The sequence below is a fragment of the Pseudomonas sp. MUP55 genome (genome assembly GCF_034043515.1).
Classification (GTDB): Bacteria; Pseudomonadota; Gammaproteobacteria; order Pseudomonadales; family Pseudomonadaceae; genus Aquipseudomonas.
In genome coordinates, this window is the sequence record NZ_CP138214.1 from 5,077,085 (window position 1) to 5,103,079 (window position 25,995).

Sequence of the window (25,995 nt, forward strand, 5' to 3'; positions counted from 1 at the left end):
TCAATGAAAATACTGGGTGTGAATCGCGCTGGCTCGGGAGAACTCACTGACGATGCCCGCGGTGTCCGGGTCCATGTAGTCGTCGACTTTGCGAATCAGGTCCTGGGACTGGACGATCTCTCTGAAACGCAGGGTCATCTCCAGCTGGGTGTGGGCGGCCTGGTTGTTCTGCGTGTAGTCCAGATCGAATTCCGTCTTGATCTGCTCGCCGCTGGTGATGGCCAATTGCGTGTTCATCGCCTCGGTGTCATGAATCAATTGATGCATGCGGCGGCGCTCTTCGCTGCTGAGGGTTGGAATGATCCGGTCGAACACAAAGTGGTCGAACTGGATGTGGCGCGCCTCGTCCAGGCCATGAAAATGCAACAGCCGCGTCAATAGGCTGCGCTGCATCGGGTCCAGCACCTTCAACCGGCGCTCGAACACGGTGATGACTGACTCGCCGACGTACGCCGTGGCGCACAGCGCAGCCAGCTTGATCTTGGGCGACTCATCGCCTTCGTAGAGGGCGAGACGCTCGGCGAAGAGGTTGTCCTTGAGCTTGATGTCACGCCCCGACAGATGCCTGATGTACTGGTAGAAGCTGCTGGCGTGGTTGATTTCTTCGGCAGCAAAGCAAGACAGCGCGCCGTACAGGGAATCGCCTGCAGTCAGCGTGTCGTCGTTGGACTGCGCCTCGCACAGGATGCGCGTCATGGTGTTGGCCACGTGCATTTCGATCTCGGCCAGTTGCCCCAACTCCTTGTACAAATAGGCCACGGCTTTGTCTTCCTGACCGGCCTCCCCGACCAGTGCATTGGACAAAAAGCGCAACTCGTCATCGGTGCGCGCACCCGCCCATTCCATGCGGTTGGGGTGCAGGTAATTGATGTGCGCCAGCTCGTTGATGGTTTTCAGGTTTTTCATGGCGATGCTCTTAATCAAGGTAGGAAAGGGCGTTAAAAATCGTGCGCGCGGGGTCATCGATCGCCCGACGCCCGTGCATGACGCGCGTGTTGTCGATCAGCACCACATCGCCACGCTGCCAGCCCACGTCGACGGTCAATTGCTGGCAAAGCCCGTCCAGTGCGTGCAGTAACTGCGGGTCGATCGGCTCGCCGTCGGCGAAGGTGATCCGCGGTGCTTCGTAATGGTTGGAAGGGCCGAACAGGCTGTTGGCAAACGCCGGCTGGGCCTCTTGCACAAGCCGGCTGTTGCGGATGGCCGGGGTGCGAAAGCGGTAGGTGATCGAGCCGTCCTCGTTCAGCTCGATCAAGGAGCCCGCGTCCTGGGGCGTCAGCGAGATCAGATCCTGCAGGGTCACGGCCTCGATGCTGGCCGGCGCGTCGGTGCCCTGGGCCAGGGCATGAAAGGCGTAGGTTTTCCATTTGTCCGCCTCGACCCGGCGGGCGTACATGATCTCGCGCTCGGTAAATGCCGCGCGCTGCTCGGCCGTCAGGTGTCGGTACACGGCCTTGCCGTCGCACAAGGTGGTCTGTGAACCACGGGCCGGGGCGGTCTGGCAATAGAACCAACACAGGTCCGGCCAGAAGGGGCTGTTGCCGTTTTCGCAATGCAGGCCTACCGCGTCCAGGCCGGCGTCGACTTTCTGCGCGGTGTTGCCGTCAAACGTGCGTGCCGGGTCCAGGCTGATTCGGCCGCTGCACTGGCGTACCAGGCGCGAAAATCCGTCAATGCTGTGTTCAAACCCGCGCAACACCAGATAGCCATGGCTGGCCAGCATGCTTTTGAGCAGGCCCGGCGCCAGCTCGAAGAGTGCCTGGGGCGCGCGGGGCGACACGATCAGGCCACTGTGCTCGGTGTGGGGAACCGTGGAGAGCGTCATGCGCAGATCCTCGCTGTTGAATCCTGCAGGAACAAAGAAAGTTCATCGCGACGCGGACGCCCGGTAACGGTGAACAGTCGGCCCATCACCTCTTCGCTGTGCACCACCAGGACCGGATGCTGAATGTGCTCGATTTCGTTCAAATGGCTGCGGGCAAAGGCCCGGATCCGCTCGCGGACTTCGGCGGGGTCGGCCTGGGCGTCGATAATGAACACGCCGCCCATGAAGGCTTCGCCATCACCGAACACGATGACCTGCTCCACATTCGGCAGCTGTCGGTACGTTGCTTCGAGCCACTCGGGAGACACGTTGCGGCCGTTGGCGGTGATGATCATGGTTTTCTTGCGACCGATGATGCTCACGAAACCCTGCGGGTCGATCGTGGCCAAGTCGCCGGTATGCAGCCAGCCATCGCCGTCGATGGCGCAACTGCTGGGGTCTTCGTTGGTATAGCCGGCAAACAGTGAACTGCTGCGCACCAGCAGTTCGCCGTCGTCGGCCAGGCGCAGCGCCACATGGGGCAGCGCCTGGCCGACGGTGCCCAGGCGGTTGGCGGCGCGATGATTCCAGGTGGCCACCGAGCTGTTCTCACTCAGGCCGTAGCCCTGAAAAACCTCGATGCCCAAGTGCTGCAGGCGTACCAGCACGTCGAGTTCCACCGGCCCGCCCCCCGCCGCCAGCAACGGCAAGCGCGGGGTGCCGAAGAGTTGCTCGATACGTTCGGCTATCGACGGCCCGCAGGTGCCGGCACGCTGGGCAATCGCTTCGACCAGCGCGGGCGTGAGCGTCATGGCCGTGGGGCGTGCCTGGCGAATCAGGGCCAGGCGATCTTCAGCCAGTGCGCCGGGGCTGCCCAGAGGCGCCAGGCTGACCGGGGGCAGCAGCACCACGCCGCCGGACGTCAGCGGCATGTACAGCCCCGTCACCTGTTCAATCAGCAGGCTGAACGGCACCAGCACCAGGTAGCGTTGGTAGTCCTCGGGCTGCGCGCGCTGCCATAAGGCTTCGACCAGCGCGCCCAGGCCATCGCGACGAATTTGCACGCCCTTGGGCTGGGAAGTGGTACCTGAGGTGTGGATGATCTTGATCACGCCGTCCTGCGCCAAGCCAGCCGTGGACGAAGGTGTCGACGGGCTGACCGGTCCAGGCCGCGCTGATACCCGACGCACGTCGGCCGCTAACGCCAGGCCCGCGTGACACCAGGCTTGCAAGGCATGGGCGCCCTGCTCGTCGGTCAGCACCAGTGCGCAGCCTTGCAACAGATGCCGCGCCTGATCAACGGAGAACGCCAGCGGCACGGGCACCTCCACCCGTTCGCCGATCATCAGGGCCACATCGGCCAACACCCATTCGGCGCTGTTGCCCATCACGATGCCGACCCGACTGGAACCGGGTGTCGCCCGGGCGACAACATCGGCCAGTTGCCGCGCCTGGGCGACCAGTTGCTGATAGGTAAAGGCGACCGCCTCCGGCTTGGTGCTGTCCCGGTCCAGCTGCACCACGGCCGCCGCGTGGGGCGTGCGCCGGGCCTGGGCCAATATTTCAGTCAGCACATTCATGCGGCCACCTGCTCGGGATGCCCGATCAGGCGCTCGAAACCGGAGAACTTGAGCCTGCCGCAATACTGGCTGAACAGGTGGGAGCACTCCTCCAGCAGGATCACACCCGTCTGGGGTGATTGCGCGTAGTAACTGCCCCACTGGCGCAGCTCCAGCTCGGACAAGCGATCCGCCCCGGCATCGCCCATGATCCGCAGCGGAATACCATGGTATTTGAGCAGTACCCGCAACCGACGCGTGGAGGTGCACAAGATGGCCTTGGCGCCCATGAACCAGGCAAGAATCGGCAGCGCCTTGATGATCTCTGCCGCCGCGTGGGAGTCGTCCGAAGCCAGCGAGCCGATTTCCACGATGTGCTCACGCAGCAGGCACTGCTGGCTCAGCGACGCCAGGACAGCCTCGATCGGCTCGTCGAAATAACGTTCGGAAAACAGCGGCTGGTTGGGCGAAGCGAATGAAATGCCGGCGCAGGCGGTGAGTTCTCCACTGGTCAGACTGCGTCGCGCTATCAGCAGGTCCGGGTTGGGCGTCATGTGCGCGCCGTAATGCCGGTGGTAGATATCCTGGATGTAGCCTATCGGCTCCGGTGCACCTTGCTCGCTTCTTCTAATTATTTCGAACCGTGCATGATCAATTTCATTTTGGCTTGAGGTATGAAGAAAGCTGTTCATGACGTATCCCTGTTAACGGCATTTGCCTTTAACAAAGCTACGTAACTGCCCTGGCCAGTAACATGCTCAGCCAGGACAACAAGTCGATTGAAACGGACGTTTATGCATCCCAACCCCTCTAGACCGGGCATGCATGCCCTTGGTCAGCGTCTGCAAGGCAGGACTGGCACTTTGCCACAACTCAAGGCATGCTAGCCGCCCTTCGGGCGTCCGGCTTATAGTGCACGTCGCGCGCCAGTCCAGCCAAACCGCAGGATCACAGCTTGTCCAAAGTCACGCCGCCAACTCCCTTGCGCGCCGCTCATATAGCGCCGGGAGCGCCCCTGCACGGCACCCTCAAAGGCGCGTTGGCGACGCTCGTGCTGATGTTGCTCGCGTTATTGTTCTGGCAGTTGCTCGACCAGTTGCAGCAGAACCAGAAAGACCAGCAGCAATACACCATCGACTACAGCGCCGACCTGGCCGAGCAGATCAGCCAGAACATGGCCTTGAGCGCGCAGATCGCCTTGAACCTGCTGCCGATCGTCGAGCCGCCGCGCAACGCCGAGCAAGAACAGGCGCTGATGCGCACATTGCAACGTTCATTACCCGAACTGCGCAGCTTCGCCCTGCTCGCCCCCAGCGGCGCGCTGATCAGCGACACCGCCAACGATAGCCAGGACAGCGCCCTGCTCGAAGACCTGGTCAAGCGCAGTCACGCCCAAACCTATTACCTGAGCAACGACAGCGACGGCACCGTGATCTACCTGTTGCTGCACCAGCCCAGCGGTGGCTCGAAGATGTACTGGGCGCTGCGCCTGGCACCTACCTACCTGGCCAACCTGACGCGCCAGGATGCCCAGGGCCAGCGCCCGATGTGGGCCATCGAGAACCGCCTGAATCAACGTGTGGTCAGCCGTGACAACGGCATGCCGGCCCAGTGGACCAGCGCGTTGACCCCGGACGAATTGAACCAAAGTGTGCTGGTCACGCCCTTGAGCAAGAGCGACTGGCAACTGCGCGGGCTGTTCGACCGCAGCGCGGTGCTGGAACAACTGCTGCCGGCGTTTATCGGCAAATGCCTGCTGGGCCTGGCCTTTTCGCTGGTTCCGGTGATTGCGCTTCTGAACATGCGCCGTCGCCAGCGCCAGGTGCATGAAGGCCGGCGACGTTACCAGGATATTTTCGAAGGTACCGGCGTGGCCTTGTGCGTACTCGACCTCTCGGGGGTGAAGGCGTTCTGCGACAAGACCCCGGCGCAGAACCGCGAACAGTCACAGGCATGGCTGCGGGCCAACCCCACTGAGCGTCGCAAGCTGCTCAAGGAATTGCGCGTCACCGAGGTCAACCAGATGGCGGTGCGCCTGTTGAACGTGGGCTCCTGCGAACAAGCCTGGGAGCGCCTGATCGACGATGGCCCACACAACGCCACGTCGATCGGTCAGCAGGTGCTGGAAGCCGTAATGACCCGGCAAAAACAGCTGGAACTGGAAATCCAGCTCAACGATGTGGCGGGCAATGAACAATACCTGTGGCTCGTCATGCGTCTGCCGGAACAGCAGGATGACGTGCGGGCGGTGATCCTCAGCATCAGCGACATCACCAGTCGCAAGCTGATCGAGCTGTCGCTGGTGGAGCGCGAGAGTTTCTGGTCGGACGTGGTCCGCACCGTGCCCGACCACCTGTATGTGCAGGACGTGATCAGCCAGCGCATGATTTTCAGCAACCATCACCTGGGCCATACCCTCGGCTACAACAAGGCCGAACTGCAACAAATGGGCGAGTACTTCTGGGAAATCCTGCTGCACCCCGAAGACGCCGAGCATTACCACGACTCGCGTCAGCAGCAGCGCCAGACGGGATACGCGACCCAACTGCACTGCCAGCTGCGCTTTCGGCACCGCAACAACCAGTGGCGACGCTTCGATATCCGCGAACAGGCCCTGGCCAGGGACACCTCGACCGTGGTCACCCGCATCATCGGCGTGGCCAAGGACATCACCGATCAGATCGAGGCCAGCGAATCCCTGCGCGACAGCGAACAGCGCTACCGCATGCTGGCCGAAAGCATCAGTGACGTCATCTGCTCCACCGACAGCCGACTGGCCCTCAACTACGTCAGCCCATCGGTCAACGCCGTGCTCGGGTACGACGTGGACTGGGTGTTCAAGAACGGCTGGCAGTCCATCATTGCCAACCCGCAGCAGCTCACCGGTATTTATGCGCTGATGGAACAGGTCAGCCGCGCCGTGGGCAATCCCGAGGCGTTGAACAATCTGCGCGATGAAGTGCAGACCCAACTGTTTCTGTTCGACTGCCTGCGCGCCGATGGGCGCAAAGTGCCCATCGAACTGCGGGTGGTGCTGGTGTGGGACGAACACGGCGCGTTCGAGGGCATCCTTGGCGTGGGCCGGGATATCAGCCAGCAACGCCGCGCCGAAAAAGACCTGCGCATGGCGGCCACGGTGTTTGAACACTCTACCTCGGCCATTCTGATCACCGACCCGGCCGGCTATATTGTGCAGGCCAACGAGGCCTTCAGCCGGGTCAGCGGTTACGCCGTAAGCGATGTACTCGACCAGTTGCCGAACATGCTCACCGTCGACGAGCAGCAAGAAGCTCACCTGCGCTACATACTCAAGCAACTGCACCAGCACACCACCTGGGAAGGCGAAGTGTGGCTCAAGCGGCTTAACGGCGAGCACTACCCGGCCTGGGTCGGCATCACGGCGGTGTTCGACGATGAAGGCGACCTGGCCAGCTACGTGTGTTTCTTCAGCGACATCAGCGAGCGCAAGGCCAGCGAACAGCGCATCCACCGCCTGGCGTATTACGACGCCCTGACCCACCTGCCCAACCGCACCCTGTTCCAGGATCGCCTGCATACCGCGCTGCAGTCGGCCGAGCGGCAGAAGTCGTGGGTGGTGCTGATGTTTCTCGACCTTGACCGTTTCAAGCCGATCAACGACTCCCTCGGCCACGCCGCCGGCGACCGTATGCTCAAGGAGATGGCCACGCGCCTGCTCGGTTGCGTGGCCGAAGACGACACCGTCGCGCGCATGGGCGGCGATGAGTTCACCTTGCTGTTGCAGCCGCGCGTGAGCCGCGACATGGCGCTCAACCGTGCAATCACCGTGGCCGAGCAGATTCTGGCCAGCCTGGTGAAACCCTTTGTGCTGGAGGGCCGCGAGTTTTTTGTGACCGCCAGTATCGGTATCGCCCTGAGCCCCCAGGACGGTAACGAGCTGAGCCAGTTGATGAAGAACGCCGATACGGCGATGTATCACGCCAAGGAACGCGGCAAGAACAACTTCCAGTTCTACCAGGCCGACATGAACGCCAGCGCCCTGGAGCGCCTGGAGCTTGAAAGCGACCTGCGCCACGCCCTGGAACAAGACGAGTTCGTGCTCTATTACCAGCCGCAGTTCAGCGGCGACGGCAAACGCCTGACCGGCGCCGAAGCCCTGCTGCGCTGGCGCCACCCGCGCCGAGGCCTGGTGCCGCCGGGGGATTTCATTCCGGTACTCGAAGAGTTGGGGCTGGTGGTGGACGTGGGCGACTGGGTGATCAGCGAAGCCTGTCGCCAGCTCAAGACCTGGCACCAGAACAAGGTGCGGGTGCCGAAAGTCTCGGTCAACATCTCGGCGCGGCAGTTCTCCGACGGGCAGTTGGGCACGCGCATCGCCACCATCCTCAAGGACACCGGCCTGCCGCCGGCGTGCCTGGAGCTGGAGCTGACCGAAAGCATCCTGATGCGCGAAGTCAACGAAGCCCTGCAGATCCTCGCCAGCCTGAAAAACCTGGGACTGAGCATTGCGGTGGACGACTTCGGCACCGGTTATTCGTCGCTCAACTACCTCAAGCAATTCCCCATCGACGTATTGAAGATCGACCGCACCTTCGTCGATGGCCTGCCATCGGGCGAGCAGGATGCGCAGATCGCCCGCGCCATCATCGCCATGGCCCACAGCCTGAACCTGGCGGTGATCGCCGAGGGCGTGGAAACCCACGAGCAACTGGACTTCCTGCGCGAGCATGGCTGCGATGAAGTGCAGGGTTACCTGTTCGGGCGGCCGATGCCGGCGAATCGGTTCGAGGCGCAGTTCAGCAATGATGCGTTGTTCATGTTTGATTGAGGTCTTGTGGTGGGGCTTATGGCCTTATCGGGGGCAAGCCCCCTCCCACCTTTTTGACCTGTGAACACCTTCAACTGTGGGAGGGGGCTTGCCCCCGATAGGGCCGGCACAGCCACCGCCCACCCCTGGATGAGCCCCGCTTGTCCGCGACATGATGTCCTTTCATATGCCATCTAAAACCCATTGGGTTAGAATGCCCTCCTTTTCTGCCCCCGATCCTTGAGGACCGCCATGTTCAGCCGTGATTTGACTATTGCCAAGTACGACGCCGATCTCTTCGCCGCCATGGAGCAAGAAGCCGTGCGCCAGGAAGAGCACATTGAGCTGATCGCTTCGGAAAACTACACCAGCCCTGCGGTGATGGAGGCTCAAGGTTCGGTTCTGACCAACAAGTACGCCGAAGGCTACCCAGGCAAGCGCTACTACGGTGGTTGCGAATACGTCGACGTGGTTGAGCAGTTGGCCATTGACCGTGCAAAAGAGCTGTTCGGCGCCGATTACGCCAACGTCCAGCCGCACGCCGGTTCCCAAGCCAACAGCGCGGTGTACCTGGCCCTGCTGCAAGGCGGCGACACCATTCTGGGCATGAGCCTGGCCCACGGCGGTCACCTGACCCACGGCGCCAGCGTTTCCTCCTCCGGCAAGCTGTACAACGCCGTTCAATACGGCATCGACGCCAACGGCCTGATCGACTACGACGAAGTCGAGCGCCTGGCGGTCGAGCACAAGCCAAAAATGATCGTGGCCGGTTTCTCTGCCTACTCGCAGATCCTGGACTTCCCACGCTTCCGCGAAATCGCTGACAAGGTTGGCGCCTACCTGTTCGTCGACATGGCCCACGTAGCCGGTCTGGTCGCGGCTGGCGTCTACCCGAACCCGGTGCCTTACGCTGACGTGGTTACCACCACCACCCACAAGACCCTGCGCGGTCCTCGTGGCGGCCTGATCCTGGCGCGCGCCAACGCCGAGATCGAGAAGAAGCTGAACTCCGCGGTATTCCCGGGCGCCCAGGGTGGCCCGCTGGAGCACGTGATCGCTGCCAAGGCGATCTGCTTCAAGGAAGCGCTGCAGCCTGAGTTCAAGACCTACCAGCAGCAAGTGGTGAAGAACGCCAAGGCCATGGCCGACGTGTTCATCGAACGCGGTTTTGACGTGGTGTCCGGCGGCACAGAAAACCACCTGTTCCTGCTGTCGCTGATCAAGCAGGACATTTCCGGTAAAGATGCTGACGCGGCCCTGGGCAAAGCCTTCATCACCGTGAACAAGAACTCCGTGCCGAACGACCCACGTTCGCCGTTCGTCACCTCCGGCCTGCGCTTCGGCACCCCGGCTGTGACCACGCGTGGCTTCAAGGAAGCAGAGTGCAAGGAACTGGCCGGCTGGATCTGCGACATCCTGGCCGACCTGAACAACGAATCCGTGATCGACGCGGTACGTGAGAAGGTCAAGGCTATCTGCAAGAAGCTGCCGGTGTACGGCGCTTGATGGCAGTTGCTTGAATAAAAAGCCCGGCTCTTGAGCCGGGCTTTTTTATGCCTGTTTTTTGAATGTGAAATGCAGTCCATTGTGGGAGGGGGCTTGCTCCCGATAGCGGTGGGTCAGTAGTAGATAAGTGCCTGGCACACTGTCATCGGGGGCAAGCCCCCTCCCACATTTTTACTGTATTTCAGCTCCGGATTGGTGGACCTTGGCGAACCCTTCGCGGATCTTGTCTTCCGGCAAATCATCGGCAATAAACACAATCACGCTCTCGCGCGCCTCACCCTCGGCCCATTCGGTATCCCAGTCGAAACCGTAGAGCTTCAGCACGCCCTGGAACACCAGGCGCCGGTCTTCCCCGGCGATGTTCAGCACGCCTTTGTAGCGCAGCAATTGCTTGCCGTGGTCTTCCAGCAGTTCGTTCATGAACGCACTGAGGCGGTCGATATCCAGCGGCTGGTCGGTGCGCAGCACCAGGCTGGAGATGCGGTCGATGGACGGCGCGGCGCTGACCGGGCGCAGGCTCATGCCGGCGTTGAGGTTGAAGCCACGCACGTCGAGCAGTTCGGCCAGGTCGATGGCGCCATGGTCCACCACCCGAATCGGTGCGCGGCGGTTGATGCGGGTCAGGCGTTCGCTGAGGGCGTCGAAGGTGGCGTCGTCCACCAGGTCTCGCTTGCTCACCAACAGGCGGTCGGCAAAGCCGATCTGGGCCTGGGCGATGGTCTGGGTCAGGTGATGCTCGGCGTGAGCCGCGTCCACCAGGGTAATAATGCCGTCGAGGATGTAGCGCTCGCGCAGTTCCTCGTCGATGAAAAATGTCTGCGCCACCGGGGAGGGGTCCGCCAGGCCGGTGCATTCGATCACCAGGCGGTCGAAAGCGATCTCGCCACTGTCCAGGCGCTCAAGGAGCAGGTAGAGGGCCTTGGTCAAATCGGTGTGGATGGTGCAGCACACGCAGCCGTTGGAGAGGGTCATGACCTGTACCGGCTCAGCCCCCAGCAGTTGGCTGTCGATACCGGCGTCACTGAATTCGTTTTCGATCACGGCGATCTTCAAGCCGTGTTCGGCCTTGAGCAGATGACGCAGCAAGGTGGTCTTGCCGGCTCCAAGAAAGCCGCTCAGTACGGTGACAGGAATGGGAGAGGACAAAAACAGTTCTCCTTATTAGCTGAAGAAACACAAAACAAATGTGGGAGGGGGCTTGCCCCCGATAGCAGTGTGTCAGGCACTTATGTGTCACTGACACACCGCTATCGGGAGCAAGCCCCCTCCCACATGGGGATCACCGCCAGCCCGAATTAACGGGTCAGCAGCACTTGGGCCCACCCTTGCCGCCGTAACGGGCTTCCTGGCGTTCCCGGAAGAACGCCTTGTAGTCCATCATCGGCTTGTCCGGGTGCTTGGTTTGCATATGCTCGACGTACGTGTCGTAGTCGGGCATGCCGACCATCAGGCGCGCGGCCTGACCGAGGTATTTACCGAGGCGACTGATGTCATTGAACATGCTGGCAATCCTCGTTTATGCGTCCGGTACTGCCTGGAACGGGGCTTCTTTATCCGTACGCTCTTTGTTGCCCCAGGCGGCAACGCCGACCTTGAGCGCATAGAACAGGATGCTGAACACCACGAACAGGAACAGCGCCGTCAGCGTTGCGTTGGTGTAGGCGTTGTAGATCACGTGCTGCATCTGATCGATGCTCTTGGCCGGGGCCAGGATCTGGCCATTGGCCAGGGCATCGCTGTATTTCTTGGCCAGCGACAGGAAGCCGATCGCCGGATTGGCGTCGAACAGCTTGATAAAGCCTGCGGTGGTGGTGCAGATCAGCAGCCAGACCGCTGGCAGCATGGTCACCCAGATGTAGCGCTGGCGCTTCATCTTGATCAGCACAACCGTGGCCAGCATCAGCGCGATACCCGCCAGCATCTGGTTGGAGATGCCGAACAGCGGCCACAAGGTGTTGATGCCACCCAGTGGATCGATCACGCCCTGGTACAGCAGGTAACCCCACATGGCCACACAACCGGCGGTGGCGATCAGGTTGGCGGTCCAGGATTCGGTGCGCTTGAGCGACGGCACGAAGGAGCCGAGCAGGTCTTGCAGCATGAAGCGACCGGCACGGGTACCGGCGTCAACTGCCGTCAGGATGAACAGCGCTTCGAACAGAATCGCAAAGTGGTACCAGAACGCCATGGTGTTTTCACCCGGCAGCACACTGTGCAGGATCTGCGCGATACCGACCGCCAGGGTCGGTGCACCGCCGGCACGTGCCAGGATGGTGGTTTCACCGATGTCGTGGGCCACCGCCGACAGCGCTTCGGGGGTAATTGCAAAACCCCAGCTGCTGACGGTCTGCGCCACGGTCACGACGTCGCTACCGACAATCGCCGCCGGGCTGTTCATGGCGAAGTACACGCCCGGCTCGATCACCGACGCGGCAACCATCGCCATGATCGCCACGAATGACTCCATCAGCATGCCGCCGTAACCGATGTAACGGGCGTGGCTTTCGCTGGCCAGCAGCTTGGGCGTGGTGCCCGAGGAGATCAGCGCATGGAAGCCGGAGACCGCGCCGCAGGCGATGGTGATGAACAGGAACGGGAACAGGCCGCCTTTCCATACCGGGCCGGTGCCGTCGATGAACTGGGTCAGCGCCGGCATTTTCAGGTCGGGCATGGTGACCAGGATGCCAATCGCCAGGGCGATGATGGTGCCGATTTTCAGGAAGGTCGACAGGTAGTCACGCGGTGCCAGGATCAGCCACACCGGCAGCACCGCCGCCACGAAACCGTAGCCGATCAGCATCCAGGTGATCTGAATCCCGGTGAAGGTGAAGGCCTTGGCCCAGACCGGGTCAGCGGCAATCTGCCCGCCCAGCCAGATCGAACCCAGCAGCAACAGCACGCCGATGATCGAGATTTCACCGATACGACCCGGACGGATGTAGCGCATGTAGACGCCCATGAACATCGCGATCGGAATGGTCGCCATCACCGTGAAGATACCCCAGGGGCTCTCCGCCAGGGCCTTGACCACGATCAGCGCCAGCACCGCGAGGATGATGATCATGATCAGGAAGCAGCCAAACAGCGCAATGGTTCCGGGAATGCGGCCCATTTCTTCGCGGACCATGTCGCCCAGGGAACGGCCGTTACGCCGGGTGGACAGGAACAGGATCATGAAATCCTGCACTGCACCGGCCAGCACCACGCCGGCAATCAGCCACAGCGTGCCTGGCAGATAACCCATCTGCGCCGCCAACACCGGGCCGACCAACGGGCCTGCGCCGGCAATCGCCGCAAAGTGGTGACCGAAAAGGATGTGTTTGTTGGTCGGCACATAGTCCAGACCGTCGTTGTTGATCACTGCGGGGGTGGCCCGCCGTGGATCCAGTTGCATCACGTTATTGGCGATGAACAGGCTGTAGTAACGGTACGCGACCAGGTAGATGGCCACTGCAGCGACCACGATCCACAAGGCGTTGATCGCCTCGCCGCGGCGCAAGGCCACTACGCCAAGGGCGCACGCTCCTACAATTGCCAGCACCAGCCAGGGTAGATGGCGTAGCAGGCTATTATTATTTTTCATTTTTATATTCCAGCCAGGGTGGACAGAAGGACAGCCAGCCCGAGTTTAGCGCTGTTGGCCTTAAAGGCCACCCCCCTACGTTGGTCTAGAGCCTTGCCGGTGCAAAAAAAGCAGAAATAAATGCCGAATGATGGCGTAGGGCTACAATCCGTGTATTCACAGAGGATTTCACCATGACCGAGCAAGCGTCTGACCGCCGCCGTTTTCGCCGGATTGCCTTTGATGCCAAGACCGAGCTTCGGCAAAACGGACATGAATGGCCGGTGCAGTTGGTGGATTTGTCGCTCAAGGGTTTATTGGCCAAGCGGCCCGAAGACTGGATAGGCAATAAAGCGCTGCCGTTCGACGTCGATATACGTCTGGACCCGAAGGCCCACATAAAGATGCAGGTGCGCCTGACCCATGAAGAGCATGATCAGTTGGGCTTTGTGTGCCAACACATCGATCTGGAATCAATCAGCCATCTGCGGCGGTTGATCGAATTGAACCTGGGTGATGAAGAGGAACTGCACCGCGAGTTAGCGGCATTGCTGGAAATCTAAACACCAACACAGATCAACTGTGGGAGGGGGCTTGCCCCCGATGGCTGTGTATCAGAGGCCTATAAGTGCCTGACACACTGCTATCGGGGGCAAGCCTCCTCCCACATTGGTTTTGTGGTGTTGGCACTACTCGAACAGCGCATCCAGAGCCTGTTCCAGGCGCGTCACGCCGATCACCTGCAACCCCGGCGGCATCTCCTTGGGGGCATTACCCTTGGGCACAATCGCGCGTTTGAAGCCATGCTTGGCCGCCTCTTTCAAGCGCTCCTGGCCACTGGGCACCGGGCGCACCTCGCCGGACAGCCCCACCTCGCCAAACACCAGCAGGTCATGGGGCAGCGGCCGGTTGCGCAGGCTGGACATCACCGCCGCCATCAACGCCAGATCGGACGCGGTCTCCAGCACCTTGACCCCGCCGACCACGTTGAGGAACACGTCCTGATCGTGCGTCGGAATCCCGCCATGGCGGTGCAACACCGCCAGCAGCATGGCCAGGCGGTTCTGATCCAGGCCGAGGGTGACCCGTCGCGGGTTGGCCAGGTGGCTGTCATCCACCAGCGCCTGGACTTCCACCAGCATCGGCCGGGTGCCTTCCCAGGTCGCCATCACCACACTGCCGGGGACTTCTTCCTGGGCGCGGGTGAGAAAAATCGCCGACGGGTTGGAGACTTCTTTGAGCCCCCGGTCAGTCATGGCAAACACACCCAACTCGTTCACCGCGCCAAAGCGGTTTTTCACCGCCCGCAACAACCGCAGGCGGCCGTCGGATTCGCCTTCGAAATACAGCACGGTGTCCACCATGTGCTCCAGCACGCGCGGCCCGGCCAGCGCGCCTTCCTTGGTCACGTGGCCGACCAGGAAGATCGCCGTACCGCTCTGCTTGGCATAGCGCACCAGCAGCGCGGCACTTTCACGCACCTGAGAGACGCCGCCAGGGGCCGACTGCAGTTGCTCGGTGAAAATCGTCTGGATCGAGTCGATCACCATGACCTTCGGCTTTTCGATGCGTGCCGTGGCGATGATGCTTTCAATACAGGTTTCGGTCATGACCCGCAGTTGGTCCTGGGGCAAGCCCAGGCGGCGGGCGCGCATCGCCACTTGCTGCTGCGACTCCTCACCAGTGACGTACAGCGCCGGCATGCGGCTGGCAATGCTGCACAGGGTTTGCAGCAGGATCGTGGATTTACCGATGCCCGGGTCACCGCCGATCAGTACGACCGAGCCGTCCACCAGGCCACCGCCCAATACCCGGTCCAGCTCACCGGAGGCGGTGGAGAAGCGCGGGATCTCTTCGACGCTGACTTCGGCCAGGGTCTTGATCTGCGCCTGTTGCCCGGTCCAGCCGGCGCGGCCGGTGGGGGCAGCGGCGCCACCGCTCTCAATCATGGTTTCAGTCAGGGTGTTCCACGCACCGCACTCGCCGCACTGGCCTGCCCATTTGGGAAAGGTCGCGCCGCACTCCGTGCAGCCGTACATGCGCTTGGCCTTTGCCATTTGAGAACCTCCAACCGAAAAACCGCGATGATAGCTCAGCGCGGCGCCGGGGTCCGGATTTCGCCATTGGCCAAACGTGAAGCACTGTTACCGATGGGGTCTTCGGCGTTGAGATCGGCGCCTTTGGCCTTGAGCTCGCCGAGCAGTTCGACACGCTTGAACAGCCCGGCGTACATGGCGGCGGTCTGCCCCGCGCCGTTGCGCTGGTCGGGGTTGCAGTCGGTGGCCAGCAGGCGCTGGGCAATTTTCAGTTCGCCTTTGAAGATGGCGCCCATCAGCGCAGTGTTGCCGCGCTTGTCTTGCACGCACGCGTCGGCACCGGCGGCGAGCAAGCGCTCCACGTAGGCGCTTTCACCGTGGTACGCGGCCAGGATCAACGCGGTGTAGCCCTTGTCGTCCTGAGTATTCAGGGCGTAGCCCGATTCAATGAAAGTGTTGAGCATGTCGAGATCGCCACGACGGGCGGCGTCGAAATAATAGTCCTGAAGCTGCGCCTTGAGCGCACCAGGGTCATTGGATGGGGGTTGTTCGGCCAGCGCACTGAACGAACAGCAGGCCAGCAGTACCCATATGAACGTACGCATGATCAAAATCCTTGAGAAAGATCCCCTTGTAGGCGCGAGCTTGCTCGCGAAAAACGTCAACGATAACGCGTGCATCCTGGATAAATGCGTTGCCTTTGAGTTCTTCGCGAGCAAGCTCGCTCCTACAGGTGGGCGCGGTTAGTCGCTCAGTTTTTCAGCCAATGCCTTCACACGTGCCAAGTCGCCCTTGGCTACCTTGGCCACGCCGGTGCCGTATTCCGGGTCGGCCTTGTAGAGGAACGAGAGGATGATGTGCTTGCTTTCGTCATCGGTGGTCGCCAGCGAGCCGCCGAAGTTGTCGATCAGGTTCTGACGCTCTTTCTTGCTGTAGGAGCGATACAGGTCACCGGCCTGCTTGAAGTTCTGCTCACGCTGGATCTTCACCTGCTGGGTACTGCCAGACAGCGGCGACTGGCTGTAGCGCGCAGCTTGCGGCTCTTCACGTGGCAACAGGCGGCTTGGCTGGTAGTTCACGCCGGTGGTGGTCTTGCCGAAGTTCATCGCACCGTCCTGGTTGCCGTTGTTGACGGCCACCCGTGGCGCATTGATCGGCAGTTGCAGCGCGTTGGCGCCCAGGCGGTACATTTGCGTGTCCGCATAGGAGAACACTCGACCTTGCAGCAGGCGGTCTTCCGACGGTTCGATACCCGGCACCAGGTTGGCCGGCGCCATCGCTACTTGCTCGGTCTCTTGGAACACATTGGCCGGGTTGCGGTTGAGCACCATTTGCCCAACTTTGCGCTCGGGTACATTTGGCCAGATCTTGGTCGCGTCCAACGGGTCGAAATCAAACTTGGCCAAGTCTTCAGGCTTCAGCACTTGCACATACAAGTCCCACTTGGGGAAGTCGCCCTTGTTGATATGGGTGACCAAGTCATTGGTCATGTGGCTGTAGTCACGCCCCTGCACTTCGGTCACTTGCTTGGGATCAAGATTCTTGATGCCTTGCAGGCTCTTCCAGTGGAACTTGACGTAGTGCACTTCGCCCTTGGCGTTGATCAACTTGTAGGCATGTACGCCATTGCCGTCCATTTCCCGATAACTGGCCGGCGTACCGGAGTCCGAATACAACTCGGTCAGGGTGCGAGTGGACTCTGGAACATGGGAGAAGAAGTCGAAACGACGCGAGTCGTCGTCCAGGTTAGTGCGCGGGTCCGGTTTGAAGGCGTGCACCATGTCGGGGAACTTGATGGCATCGCGGATGAAGAAGGTTGGGAAGTTGTTACCGACCAGGTCCCAGTTGCCTTCGGCGGTGTAGAACTTGGTGGCGAAGCCACGCGGGTCGCGCAGGGTTTCCGGGGAGTGGTTACCGTGGACCACGGCCGAGAAGCGCACGAACACCGGCGTGGCTTCACCTGCTGCAAACACCTTGGCCTTGGTCAGGTCGCTGAGGTTGTCGGTCACGGTGAAGGTGCCATGGGCGCCCGTGCCGCGTGCGTGAACCACACGCTCCGGGATGCGTTCGCGGTCAAAGCGCTGCAGCTTCTGGATCAGTTGAACATCCTGCAGCAGCACCGGGCCATTGGCACCGGCCGTCTGCGAATTCTGGTTATCCCCAACGTTGGCACCGTTATCACGGGTCAGGTTGGCGGCTTGCACGGAGAGGGTCAGCAGGCTGGCGGTCACCAACGCCAACGCCTGACGCGCCGACACCGGCCTGCGGTTGATTGAACTGTTCATCGAGGTTTCCTCTGGTTTTTTAGTGCACATTCAGTTGTGCTTGCCAGAGGCTAGTGACCTGCGGGTCAGAAGATAAATAGAAAAACGCCACAGGCCCGATTGAGAAAAACATGTGGTAACCCACTGAAATTCTGCGTATTTCGCGCGCGATTGGTGGCACTTTGCAAACTAATTGCGATTTAATGTGTCGATAACAACCAACAGTGTTAACGGTTGTGTCGCGCAAGCCTGCTACGACTGACTTACACTGACCTCCACCCTTCTCATCTGTAACAAGGAATAACTTATGGGCGTGATCAGTGAATTCAAGGCCTTCGCGGTCAAAGGTAATGTGGTCGACATGGCCGTCGGTATTATCATCGGCGCCGCTTTCGGCAAAATTGTTTCCTCGTTTGTAGGGGATGTGGTGATGCCGCCGATAGGCCTGTTGATCGGTGGCGTGGATTTCGGTGACCTGGCCATCACGCTCAAAGCCGCCCAAGGCGATGTCCCGGCGGTCGTGCTGGCCTACGGCAAATTCATCCAGAGCGTGATCGACTTCGTGATCGTTGCGTTCGCCATCTTCATGGGCGTGAAGGCGATCAACCGCCTCAAACGCGAAGAGGCCGTAGCGCCGAGCCTGCCGCCGACGCCGACGAAGGAAGAGGTGTTGTTGGGCGAGATCCGCGATCTGCTCAAGGCACAGCATGACAAACCGCTCTGACCAGCGGATTAGAAGCAGCAACGCGAAGTGACCTGTGGCGAGGGAGCTTGCTCCCTCACCACAAGTACGGCGTTTGCCTGACAGGCCTTAGCTCGTAAGGCTTTCTCACCAGTAGTTTTCCACCGCCACCTGGCCCGGGCGCCGGCTCAGGCTCAGCTGCAGGTCGCGCTGCTTGAGCAACTGCCGGGTGTCATCGACCATTTGAGGGTTGCCGCAAATCAGCACGCGGGAGTGCTCCGGGGTCAGCGCGACGCCGGCAGCACGCTCCAGCTCGCCGTTCTCGATCAACGTGGTGATGCGCCCGTTCAGCGCGCCCGGATTCCGCTCACGCGTGACAATAGGGATGTAGGTCAGCTTGTGGGCATATTCAGCCAGGTGTTCACGCGTGCCCAGTTCAGTGATCAGCGACTGGTACGCCAGTTCCTTGGCCTCGCGAGCGCTGTACACCAGGACGATACGCTCGAACTTCTCCCATACCTCGAAATCCTGCAGGATCGACAGGAAAGGCGCCACGCCGGTACCGGTGCCCAGCATCCACAAGTCCCGCCCGTCCACAAAGCGGTTCAGGGTCAGGAAACCGGTGGCCTGACGCTCTACCAGCAACGTATCGCCCACCTTCAGGCGGCTCAACTCACTGGTGAACTCCCCCCCCGGCACGACAATGGAAAAGAAATCGAGGTGCTCGTCAAACGGCGACGACACGATGGAATAAGCGCGCCACACCGTACTGCCATCCGCCTTGGTGACGCCCAGGCGCACGAACTGGCCGGCGGTGAAACGAAAACCGGAATCGCGGGTGGTGCGCAGGGTGAAGAGGCTGGGCGTCAACGATTGCACGTCGAGCAGGGTCTGGCGGGTAAATTTTTCAGCACTGGCCGTCATGGGTGGCTCCGTTTTGCACAGGGGCTTAGTGTCGCTCAAAGCAGGCCGCGCAAACACCGCTGATTTGTACTGGCATTGCATAAACCCAAGACGGCGACTGTGTCAGTGTTGTGACAAAAGTGGCGAATAGCGCCGCCTCAACTTCGAACTAAACATTTTGCTATTAACGAATTCGAAATACGCTAAAAGTTGAAGCTGAACGCTCGAAATATATCACTTTGATACCACCGATAACCTGTTGAAAACGCAAGCACTACTTCGTTGGCTCCTGAAAACGCTTAGCCCTGATACACCGGAGAAGGCTAAGAACCTACTAACGATTGAATTTTTTTCCCGCTCGCTCGTACGACTTATCCTACACTTGGTTTTCGAGCAACCTTGGGATCCGGAAGTAACCAAGTCAGGAAACACCTATGGAGACTGTGCGATGGTCAAATGGCGCAACACACGGCTGCCCAAGCTGGAAGGCGAGAGCGAAATCACCAGCGTGTTTGAAATGGTCGTCAATCACACCTACGAGTTGGGATTCCAATATTGCTCATTTACGATGAGCTCCCAAGCGCACAGCAACCAAACAGAACCCATTCATCTTAGTAACCATCCAAATGAATGGAGAACTATTTACAAGCAAGCGCATTTCTTCGATGTAGATCCTGTGGTGTCCCAGTGTAAAAATAGTGTACTGCCCATTCTCTGGAACAAAAAAACTTTCAGTGATACCCCTCAATTGTGGGAATTGGCCCAGTCGTTTGGCGCGCACTTAGGCTGGACCCAAGCGGTCCATGACTTCCAGGGTGTGTTCAGCATGCTGACGCTGACGCGTGGTAAAGGCGAGGTCAGCCCTGAAGAGCTTTACGAAAAAGCCGGGCAAGTGTTGTGGCTCTGCCACGCGATGCATGCGGTTGTTGCGAAAAAATACGCCGATGAAACCCAAGTCAGCGCGCCCAGCAAGTTGACCGCCCGGGAAACGGAAGTGCTCAAATGGTCCGCCATGGGCAAGACCGCCTCCGAAATCGCCGCCATTCTCTGTTTGTCCGAGCGCACCGTAGGCTTTCATATCAGCAGTACCTTCAAGAAATTGGGGGTGCACAATAAAATCCAGGCCGTGCTCAGCGCCTCCAAGGCAGGGCTGTTTTAACCACCGCAAGAAACACCGCATGTAATCGCGGTCAAAAAAAAGTAACATTTACGGCCAATTCTGAGTGTTGATGCTGCCCTTTCAGAGGTTGCCTCGCCGTTCACTCAGACGGTTCCGTCGATTACCCAGAGCCTCCCCCGCCATGCCCCTGCTTGACAGCCCCTTCGCCCAGCTCGATTTGATTCGTCAGCCCGAGCAACACAATGACCCGCTGCAAGCCTTCGATGCCGCCGACGAGTATCTGCTCAGCCACCTCGCCAGCCAGCAACCCAACCCGGCAACCCGTGTGCTGGTACTCAATGACAGCTTCGGCGCCCTCGCGGCGAGCCTTGAAGGCCAGGTGCAGGTGATCTCCAGCGGCGACTCATTCCTCGCCGCCCAAGGCCTGGAGAAAAACCTGGTGCGCAACGGCAAGGCGTTTGATGCGGTGCCGTTCGTACCCGCCAGTCAGGTACTGGTCGGGCCTTTCGATCGGGTGCTGCTGCGCGTGCCGAAAACCCTGGCACTGCTGGAAGAGCAACTGATCCGGCTGCACGGGCAGTTGGCGCCAGGCGCCGAAGTGATCGCCGGGGCGATGGTCAAACACTTGCCACGCGCCGCCGGTGAGCTGCTCGAGCGCTATATCGGGCCGATGCACGCCAGCCTCGCGGTCAAGAAGGCACGGCTGCTGATCGCCACCGTTGCGGATCGCCCTGCGCCCGTATCGCCCTACCCTACCCGCTACACGCTGGATACGCCGGCCATTGAATTGCTTAACCATGCCAACGTGTTCTGCCGCGAAGGCCTGGACATCGGCACGCGTGCTTTCCTGCCGCACCTGCCGAGCAACCTGGGCAGCGCCCGCGTGGCGGACCTGGGCTGCGGCAACGGTGTATTGGCGATTGCCAGCGCACTGCAAAACCCCGACGCGCAGTACACACTGGTGGATGAGTCGTTCATGGCGGTGCAGTCGGCCAGCGAGAACTGGCAGGCCGCCCTGGGGCAACGCGAGATGATCGTGCGTGCCGGCGACGGCCTGGCCGGCCAGGAAGCGCAGTCGCTGGACGTGGTGCTGTGCAACCCGCCTTTCCACCAGCAGCAGGTGGTGGGCGACTTTCTCGCCTGGCGCATGTTCCAGCAGGCGCGGGAAGCCCTGGTGGTGGGCGGCGCGCTGTATATCGTCGGTAACCGTCACCTGGGTTACCACAGCAAATTGGCGCGCCTGTTCCGCGGCGTCGAGCAAGTGGCGGCCACGCCCAAGTTCGTCATTCTCAAGGCCCGCAAATAAAAAACCCGTTGTAGGAGCGAGCTTGCTCGCGAAAAACACCCAGGCAACGCGTCCATTCCGAATGAACGCGGTGCCCTGAGTTCTTCGCGAGCAAGCTCGCTCCTACAAAAGCCCGGCTCGGGATATCAATGGGTGGTCAGGCCTGCCGCATTCATGAACATGCGCATCAGGCTGGCGACGATGAACAGGGCCAGCACACTGCCGGTCCAGATCATCGCCAGCCATCCAAGGCGCCGCCACAGCGGCTGTTTCTCGGCCTGTTCGATGTCGTGCAACGAAGGTTTGCCCGGCATGTCGCGACCCTCCTAGTGATAACCGTCTTCATGGGTGACCTTGCCCCGGAACACGTAGTAGCTCCAGAAGGTGTACACCAGGATCAACGGGATGATGAACAAGGTGCCCACCAGCATAAAGCCCTGGCTTTGCGGCGGTGCGGCGGCGTCCCAGATCGATACCGACGGTGGGATGATGTTCGGCCACAGGCTGATCCCCAGGCCGCTGTAACCCAGGAAGATCAATACCAGCGTCAGCAGGAACGGCGTGTAGTGCGCATTGCGTGCCACGGCGCGGATCAGCCCGTACATGGTCACCAGCACCAGCACCGGCACTGGCAGGAACCACAGCAGGTTTGGCAGGGTGAACCAGCGCGAGGCGATTTCCGGGTGGGTCAGCGGTGTCCAGATACTGACGATACCGATCACGGCCAGCACCACGAAGGCCAGCGGTCGCGCGATGTTATGCATCTGCTCCTGCAACTTGCCTTCGGTCTTCATGATCAGCCAGGTGCAGCCGAGCAAGGCATACGCCACGATCAAGGCCACGCCGCAGAACATCGTGAACGGTGTGAGCCAGTCCAGCGAGCCACCCGCAAACTGGCGGTTCACCACCGGAATCCCGTCGATAAACGCCCCCAGCGCCACGCCCTGGAAGAACGTGGCTGTCAGTGAACCGCCGATAAACGCCTTGTCCCACAGGTGACGCTTGTGGTCCTTGGCCTTGAAGCGGAACTCGAAGGCCACGCCCCGAAAGATCAGCCCGATCAGCATCAGGATCAGCGGCAGGTACAACGCCGACAGCACCACCGAATAGGCCAGCGGGAACGCGCCGAACAATCCGGCACCGCCCAATACCAGCCAGGTTTCGTTGCCGTCCCACACCGGCGCCACGGTGTTCATCATCACGTCGCGGTCGGTCTTGCCCTGCACGAACGGAAACAGGATGCCGATGCCCAGGTCGAAGCCGTCCATGACCACGTACATCATGATCCCGAAAATAATGATCACAGCCCAGATCAGCGGAAGATCAATGCCCATCTCAATTCCCCTTTTGCTGGATGTCGTCGTGCTCGTTGCCGGTGCCATCATCGGCAGCGGAGAGCGGACGGGCCGGTGTGCGTTTCTGCCCCGGGCCACCATGGGCCGGTTCAGTGGCCATGTGAATCACAGGTCCTTTGCGCACCAGACGCATCATGTAACCCAGGCCCGCGCCAAACAGCGCGAAGTACACCACCACGAACAGCACCAGGGTGATGGTCATCTGCGCCAGGCTATGCCCGGAGGACGCATCCGCCGTACGCATCAGCCCGTAGACCACCCACGGCTGGCGCCCGATTTCGGTGGTGAACCAGCCGGCGAGGATTGCGATCAGACCCGACGGCCCCATCCACAGTGCCAGGTAGAGGAACGGCCTGGACGTGTACATCTTGCCGCCCCGGCGCAACCACAGGCTGAACAAGCCGGTGAAGATCATCAAAAAGCCCAGGCCGACCATGACCCGGAACGACCAGAACACCACGGTCGAATTAGGCCGGTCTTCAGGCGGGAACTCCTTGAGCGCCGGCACCTGTTTATCCAGCGAGTGGGTCAGGATCAGGCTGCCCAAATAGGGGATTTCCACCGCGTACTTGGTCTTTTCGGCTTTCATGTCCGGCCAGCCGAACAGGATCAGCGGCGTGGGCTCGTTGCCGATGTTTTCCCAGTGCCCCTCAATCGCAGCGATTTTTGCCGGTTGATGCTTCAGGGTATTAAGCCCGTGGAAGTCGCCGATCACCGCCTGGATAGGCGCAACGATCAACGCCATCCACATTGCCATCGAGAGCATTTTGCGGATCGCCGGGTTGTCCTTGCCGCGCAGCAGGTGCCAGGCCGCCGACGAGCCGACAAAGAACGCTGTGGCGACGAAGGCCGCGGTGGCCATGTGCGCCAGGCGATAGGGGAACGATGGGTTGAAGACCACGGCGAACCAATCGGTGGGAATCACTCGGCCATCGACAATTTCAAAGCCTTGTGGCGTCTGCATCCAGCTATTGGACGAGAGGATCCAGAAGGTCGAGATCAGCGTACCGATGGCCACCATCACGGTGGAGAAGAAGTGCAGGTTGCGCCCCACCTTGTTCCAGCCGAACAGCATCACGCCGAGGAAACCTGCCTCCAGGAAGAACGCCGTGAGCACTTCGTACGTCAGCAACGGCCCGGTGACGGCGCCGGCGAAGTCCGAGAACCGGCTCCAGTTGGTGCCGAACTGATAGGCCATGACCAGGCCGGAGACCACCCCCATGCCGAAGTTGACGGCAAAGATCTTCGACCAGAAATGGTAGAGGTCACGGTAGGTGTCGTTGCGGGTCTTGAGCCACAAGCCCTCCAGCACCGCAAGGTAACTGGCCAGGCCGATGGTGATCGCCGGGAACAGGATGTGAAACGAGATGGTGAACGCAAATTGAATTCGGGCGAGATCTAGCGCCTCCAAACCGAACATAAGTCTTCCTCTGTCAGGTAATACCGGCTGCGGGCTAGGAGCCTGCACCCACTGCCCCCACGGGATATGGAGTGTGGCGAATTTCAATTCGTTTCTTTTTTTACCCGTCACGCAGGGAATCTGGCCTTTCGGCCGCCAGAACAATCCCGGTACAGGGTTTGATCTGGATCAAGCATTGTTGAAAGAGTAGTCCCATTTCCGATGTCCGGTTATGTGGTCTTTTGCCGCGTGACAGCCTGCCTCACCTCGGTTATTGCAACTCTTTGTTACAACACAATGCTAATCTCGCCGTTCCTTTCGGCCCCGACCAGTACTCCCAATGCCTAGCGAACCCGCGTTGCTGTTACGTCATCACCGCCCTTTCATCGCGTTCTGGCTCGCGCGGATCTTTACCGCCAGCGGCTTCCAGATGCTGACCGTGGCCATCGGCTGGAACCTTTACCAACTGACCGGAAATGTACTGGACCTGGGGTTGGTCGGCCTGGTGGAGTTCGTGCCGCGCGTGCTGTTCATGCTGCACACCGGGCATGTGGCCGATCGCTATGAGCGGCGTAAAGTCGCCGCCATCTGCCAGACCGTACAGGCGCTGATCGCCCTGTCTTTGGCCATCGGCGGCCTGACCGGCAGCGTGACCCGCGAGATGATCTTCATCCTCGCCTTCCTGCTGGGCGCCGCGCGCTCATTCGAAATGCCCACCACCCAGGCCCTGCTGCCGAGCATCGTGCCCAGCGCGCTGTTCCCGCGAGCCGTGGCCTCGTCGCAATCGGCGCAGCAATTGGCGACCATCGTCGCCCCGGGCCTCGGCGGTTTGCTCTATGCATTCGGCAGCGTCTGGGTGTACGGCCCCACCGTGGCGCTGTACCTGATCGCCTGCGTGCTGACCTTGAACCTGCCAGCCCGCCAGACGCCGCTGAACAAAGGCAAGGCCACCCTGGACTCGCTGCTGGCAGGGATTCGCTTTATCCGCAGCCGACCGGACATCCTCGGCGCGATTTCCCTGGACCTGTTCGCCGTGCTGCTGGGCGGCGCCACGGCGTTACTGCCGGTGTTCGCCAAGGACATCCTGTTGACCGGCGCCTGGGGCCTGGGCCTGTTGCGTTCGGCACCGGCGGTGGGGGCGCTGCTGATGTCGCTGTGGCTGGCGCGCTATGCGGTGGACCGCAAAGTCGGCCGCGTGATGTTCACGGCAGTGGGTGTGTTCGGCGTGGCGACCATCGCGTTCGGGCTGTCGACATCGTTCTGGTTCTCCCTGGCGGTGCTGGTGGTGCTGGGCGCGGCGGACATGATCAGCATGGTGATACGTGCGTCGTTCGTGCAGCTGGAAACGCCGGACGAGATGCGCGGCCGGGTGAGTGCGGTCAACGGCTTGTTTATCGGGGCGTCCAATCAACTGGGTGAGTTCGAATCGGGAATCACCGCCCATTGGTTCGGCACCGTGCCCGCCGTGGTCATGGGCGGGATTGGTACGCTGGTGGTGACCGGGGTGTGGATCAAGCTGTTCCCGACCCTGGCCAATCGAGACCGCATGCATGTGCCGGTGGAAGAACCTGGGCTGAAGCCCACCGCATAACCTGAGCTTGGCACAGAGCAAATGTGGGAGGGGGCTTGCCCCCGATAGCGGTGGATCAGTTTGCTTATGCTTGGACTGAAACTCAGCCATCGGGGGCAAGCCCCCTCCCACATTTAGATCTCCATGGGTTTGGAAGAACTGGG

21 protein-coding genes are annotated in these 25,995 nt (G+C 60.8%); 7 read left to right on the forward strand and 14 right to left on the reverse strand.

The annotated features are described in order from the left end of the window. The 4 genes from SC318_RS22850 to SC318_RS22865 are packed head-to-tail and all read right to left on the reverse strand — an operon-like array spanning position 1 to position 4,055. Positions 1 to 906 carry a diiron oxygenase gene (locus SC318_RS22850; protein WP_320428553.1) on the reverse strand — a complete coding sequence of 302 codons (906 nt, stop codon included), beginning with the start codon at positions 904 to 906 and terminating at the stop codon, positions 1 to 3. Between the two features lie 10 nt (positions 907 to 916). Further along, positions 917 to 1,825, reverse strand: coding sequence for a TauD/TfdA family dioxygenase (locus tag SC318_RS22855; protein WP_320428554.1), 909 nt, complete (start codon positions 1,823 to 1,825; stop codon positions 917 to 919). Then, complete coding sequence (locus SC318_RS22860; RefSeq protein WP_320428555.1) at positions 1,822 to 3,384, reverse strand: AMP-binding protein; 1,563 nt, start codon at positions 3,382 to 3,384, stop codon at positions 1,822 to 1,824. Before SC318_RS22860 ends, SC318_RS22855 begins: the two co-directional genes overlap by 4 nt. Beyond that, on the reverse strand, positions 3,381 to 4,055 hold the full coding sequence (locus SC318_RS22865) for a thermostable hemolysin (protein WP_306494697.1): 675 nt from the start codon (positions 4,053 to 4,055) through the stop codon (positions 3,381 to 3,383). The genes SC318_RS22860 and SC318_RS22865 overlap by 4 nt, the downstream gene beginning before the upstream one ends. Before the next feature lie 263 nt (positions 4,056 to 4,318). Between SC318_RS22865 and SC318_RS22870 the strand changes: the two genes are divergently transcribed. After that, the gene (locus SC318_RS22870; RefSeq protein WP_320428556.1) at positions 4,319 to 8,170 is read left to right on the forward strand and encodes a sensor domain-containing protein; all 3,852 of its coding nucleotides are present in this window, start codon (positions 4,319 to 4,321) and stop codon (positions 8,168 to 8,170) included. Between the two features lie 231 nt (positions 8,171 to 8,401). Next, positions 8,402 to 9,655, forward strand: a complete 1,254-nt coding sequence (gene glyA, locus SC318_RS22875) for a serine hydroxymethyltransferase (protein WP_320428557.1) — start codon at positions 8,402 to 8,404, stop codon at positions 9,653 to 9,655. A gap of 171 nt (positions 9,656 to 9,826) precedes the next feature. Here the strand turns inward: glyA and yjiA are convergent, their stop codons facing one another. From yjiA to SC318_RS22890, 3 genes are all read right to left on the reverse strand, one after another. Next, positions 9,827 to 10,801 (reverse strand): GTPase, encoded by a 975-nt coding sequence (gene yjiA, locus SC318_RS22880; protein ID WP_320428558.1) that lies wholly within the window; start codon positions 10,799 to 10,801, stop codon positions 9,827 to 9,829. A gap of 157 nt (positions 10,802 to 10,958) precedes the next feature. Then, positions 10,959 to 11,156: a YbdD/YjiX family protein gene (locus SC318_RS22885; RefSeq protein WP_003176208.1), complete on the reverse strand. Its 198-nt coding sequence runs from the start codon at positions 11,154 to 11,156 to the stop codon at positions 10,959 to 10,961. Between the two features lie 15 nt (positions 11,157 to 11,171). Continuing rightward, positions 11,172 to 13,238 (reverse strand): carbon starvation CstA family protein, encoded by a 2,067-nt coding sequence (locus SC318_RS22890; RefSeq protein ID WP_124388283.1) that lies wholly within the window; start codon positions 13,236 to 13,238, stop codon positions 11,172 to 11,174. Between the two features lie 173 nt (positions 13,239 to 13,411). Here SC318_RS22890 and SC318_RS22895 point away from each other — a divergent pair, with 173 nt between their 5' ends. Beyond that, positions 13,412 to 13,780 carry a PilZ domain-containing protein gene (locus tag SC318_RS22895; protein WP_320428559.1) on the forward strand — a complete coding sequence of 123 codons (369 nt, stop codon included), beginning with the start codon at positions 13,412 to 13,414 and terminating at the stop codon, positions 13,778 to 13,780. Positions 13,781 to 13,906: 126 nt separating this feature from the next. Here the strand turns inward: SC318_RS22895 and radA are convergent, their stop codons facing one another. The 3 genes from radA to katB form a co-directional block, all read right to left on the reverse strand. Continuing rightward, a complete protein-coding gene (gene radA, locus SC318_RS22900; protein ID WP_032884669.1) occupies positions 13,907 to 15,274 on the reverse strand; it encodes a DNA repair protein RadA in 1,368 nt (455 codons plus the stop codon). 35 nt (positions 15,275 to 15,309) lie between these two features. Further along, positions 15,310 to 15,858, reverse strand: a complete 549-nt coding sequence (locus SC318_RS22905; protein ID WP_320428560.1) for an ankyrin repeat domain-containing protein — start codon at positions 15,856 to 15,858, stop codon at positions 15,310 to 15,312. A 138-nt stretch (positions 15,859 to 15,996) separates the two neighbouring features. Beyond that, on the reverse strand, positions 15,997 to 17,538 hold the full coding sequence (gene katB, locus SC318_RS22910) for a catalase KatB (protein WP_320428561.1): 1,542 nt from the start codon (positions 17,536 to 17,538) through the stop codon (positions 15,997 to 15,999). Between the two features lie 286 nt (positions 17,539 to 17,824). On the opposite strand from katB, the gene mscL reads away from it, so the two are divergent. Continuing rightward, positions 17,825 to 18,241, forward strand: a complete 417-nt coding sequence (mscL, locus tag SC318_RS22915) for a large-conductance mechanosensitive channel protein MscL (RefSeq protein WP_124388287.1) — start codon at positions 17,825 to 17,827, stop codon at positions 18,239 to 18,241. A gap of 105 nt (positions 18,242 to 18,346) precedes the next feature. On the opposite strand, the gene SC318_RS22920 is transcribed toward mscL, so the two are convergent. Then, complete coding sequence (locus SC318_RS22920; protein WP_320428562.1) at positions 18,347 to 19,123, reverse strand: ferredoxin--NADP reductase; 777 nt, start codon at positions 19,121 to 19,123, stop codon at positions 18,347 to 18,349. A 427-nt stretch (positions 19,124 to 19,550) separates the two neighbouring features. Here SC318_RS22920 and SC318_RS22925 point away from each other — a divergent pair, with 427 nt between their 5' ends. Both SC318_RS22925 and SC318_RS22930 read left to right on the forward strand, forming a co-directional pair. Further along, on the forward strand, positions 19,551 to 20,261 hold the full coding sequence (locus SC318_RS22925) for a helix-turn-helix transcriptional regulator (RefSeq protein WP_306494704.1): 711 nt from the start codon (positions 19,551 to 19,553) through the stop codon (positions 20,259 to 20,261). Between the two features lie 142 nt (positions 20,262 to 20,403). Next, entirely contained in the window at positions 20,404 to 21,528 is a 1,125-nt protein-coding gene (locus SC318_RS22930) for a methyltransferase (protein WP_320428563.1), read from the forward strand. A gap of 125 nt (positions 21,529 to 21,653) precedes the next feature. Here the strand turns inward: SC318_RS22930 and SC318_RS22935 are convergent, their stop codons facing one another. From SC318_RS22935 to SC318_RS22945, 3 genes are read right to left on the reverse strand one after another with little or no spacing between them, the layout of a single operon-like run. Beyond that, on the reverse strand, positions 21,654 to 21,821 hold the full coding sequence (locus tag SC318_RS22935; RefSeq protein ID WP_124388291.1) for a DUF2474 domain-containing protein: 168 nt from the start codon (positions 21,819 to 21,821) through the stop codon (positions 21,654 to 21,656). Positions 21,822 to 21,833: 12 nt separating this feature from the next. After that, the gene (gene cydB, locus SC318_RS22940) at positions 21,834 to 22,841 is read right to left on the reverse strand and encodes a cytochrome d ubiquinol oxidase subunit II (protein WP_320428564.1); all 1,008 of its coding nucleotides are present in this window, start codon (positions 22,839 to 22,841) and stop codon (positions 21,834 to 21,836) included. Between the two features lies 1 nt (position 22,842). Continuing rightward, positions 22,843 to 24,282: a cytochrome ubiquinol oxidase subunit I gene (locus tag SC318_RS22945; protein WP_320428565.1), complete on the reverse strand. Its 1,440-nt coding sequence runs from the start codon at positions 24,280 to 24,282 to the stop codon at positions 22,843 to 22,845. Between the two features lie 319 nt (positions 24,283 to 24,601). Between SC318_RS22945 and SC318_RS22950 the strand changes: the two genes are divergently transcribed. After that, the gene (locus SC318_RS22950) at positions 24,602 to 25,852 is read left to right on the forward strand and encodes an MFS transporter (RefSeq protein ID WP_320428566.1); all 1,251 of its coding nucleotides are present in this window, start codon (positions 24,602 to 24,604) and stop codon (positions 25,850 to 25,852) included. The last annotated feature ends 143 nt before the right edge of the window (positions 25,853 to 25,995 follow it).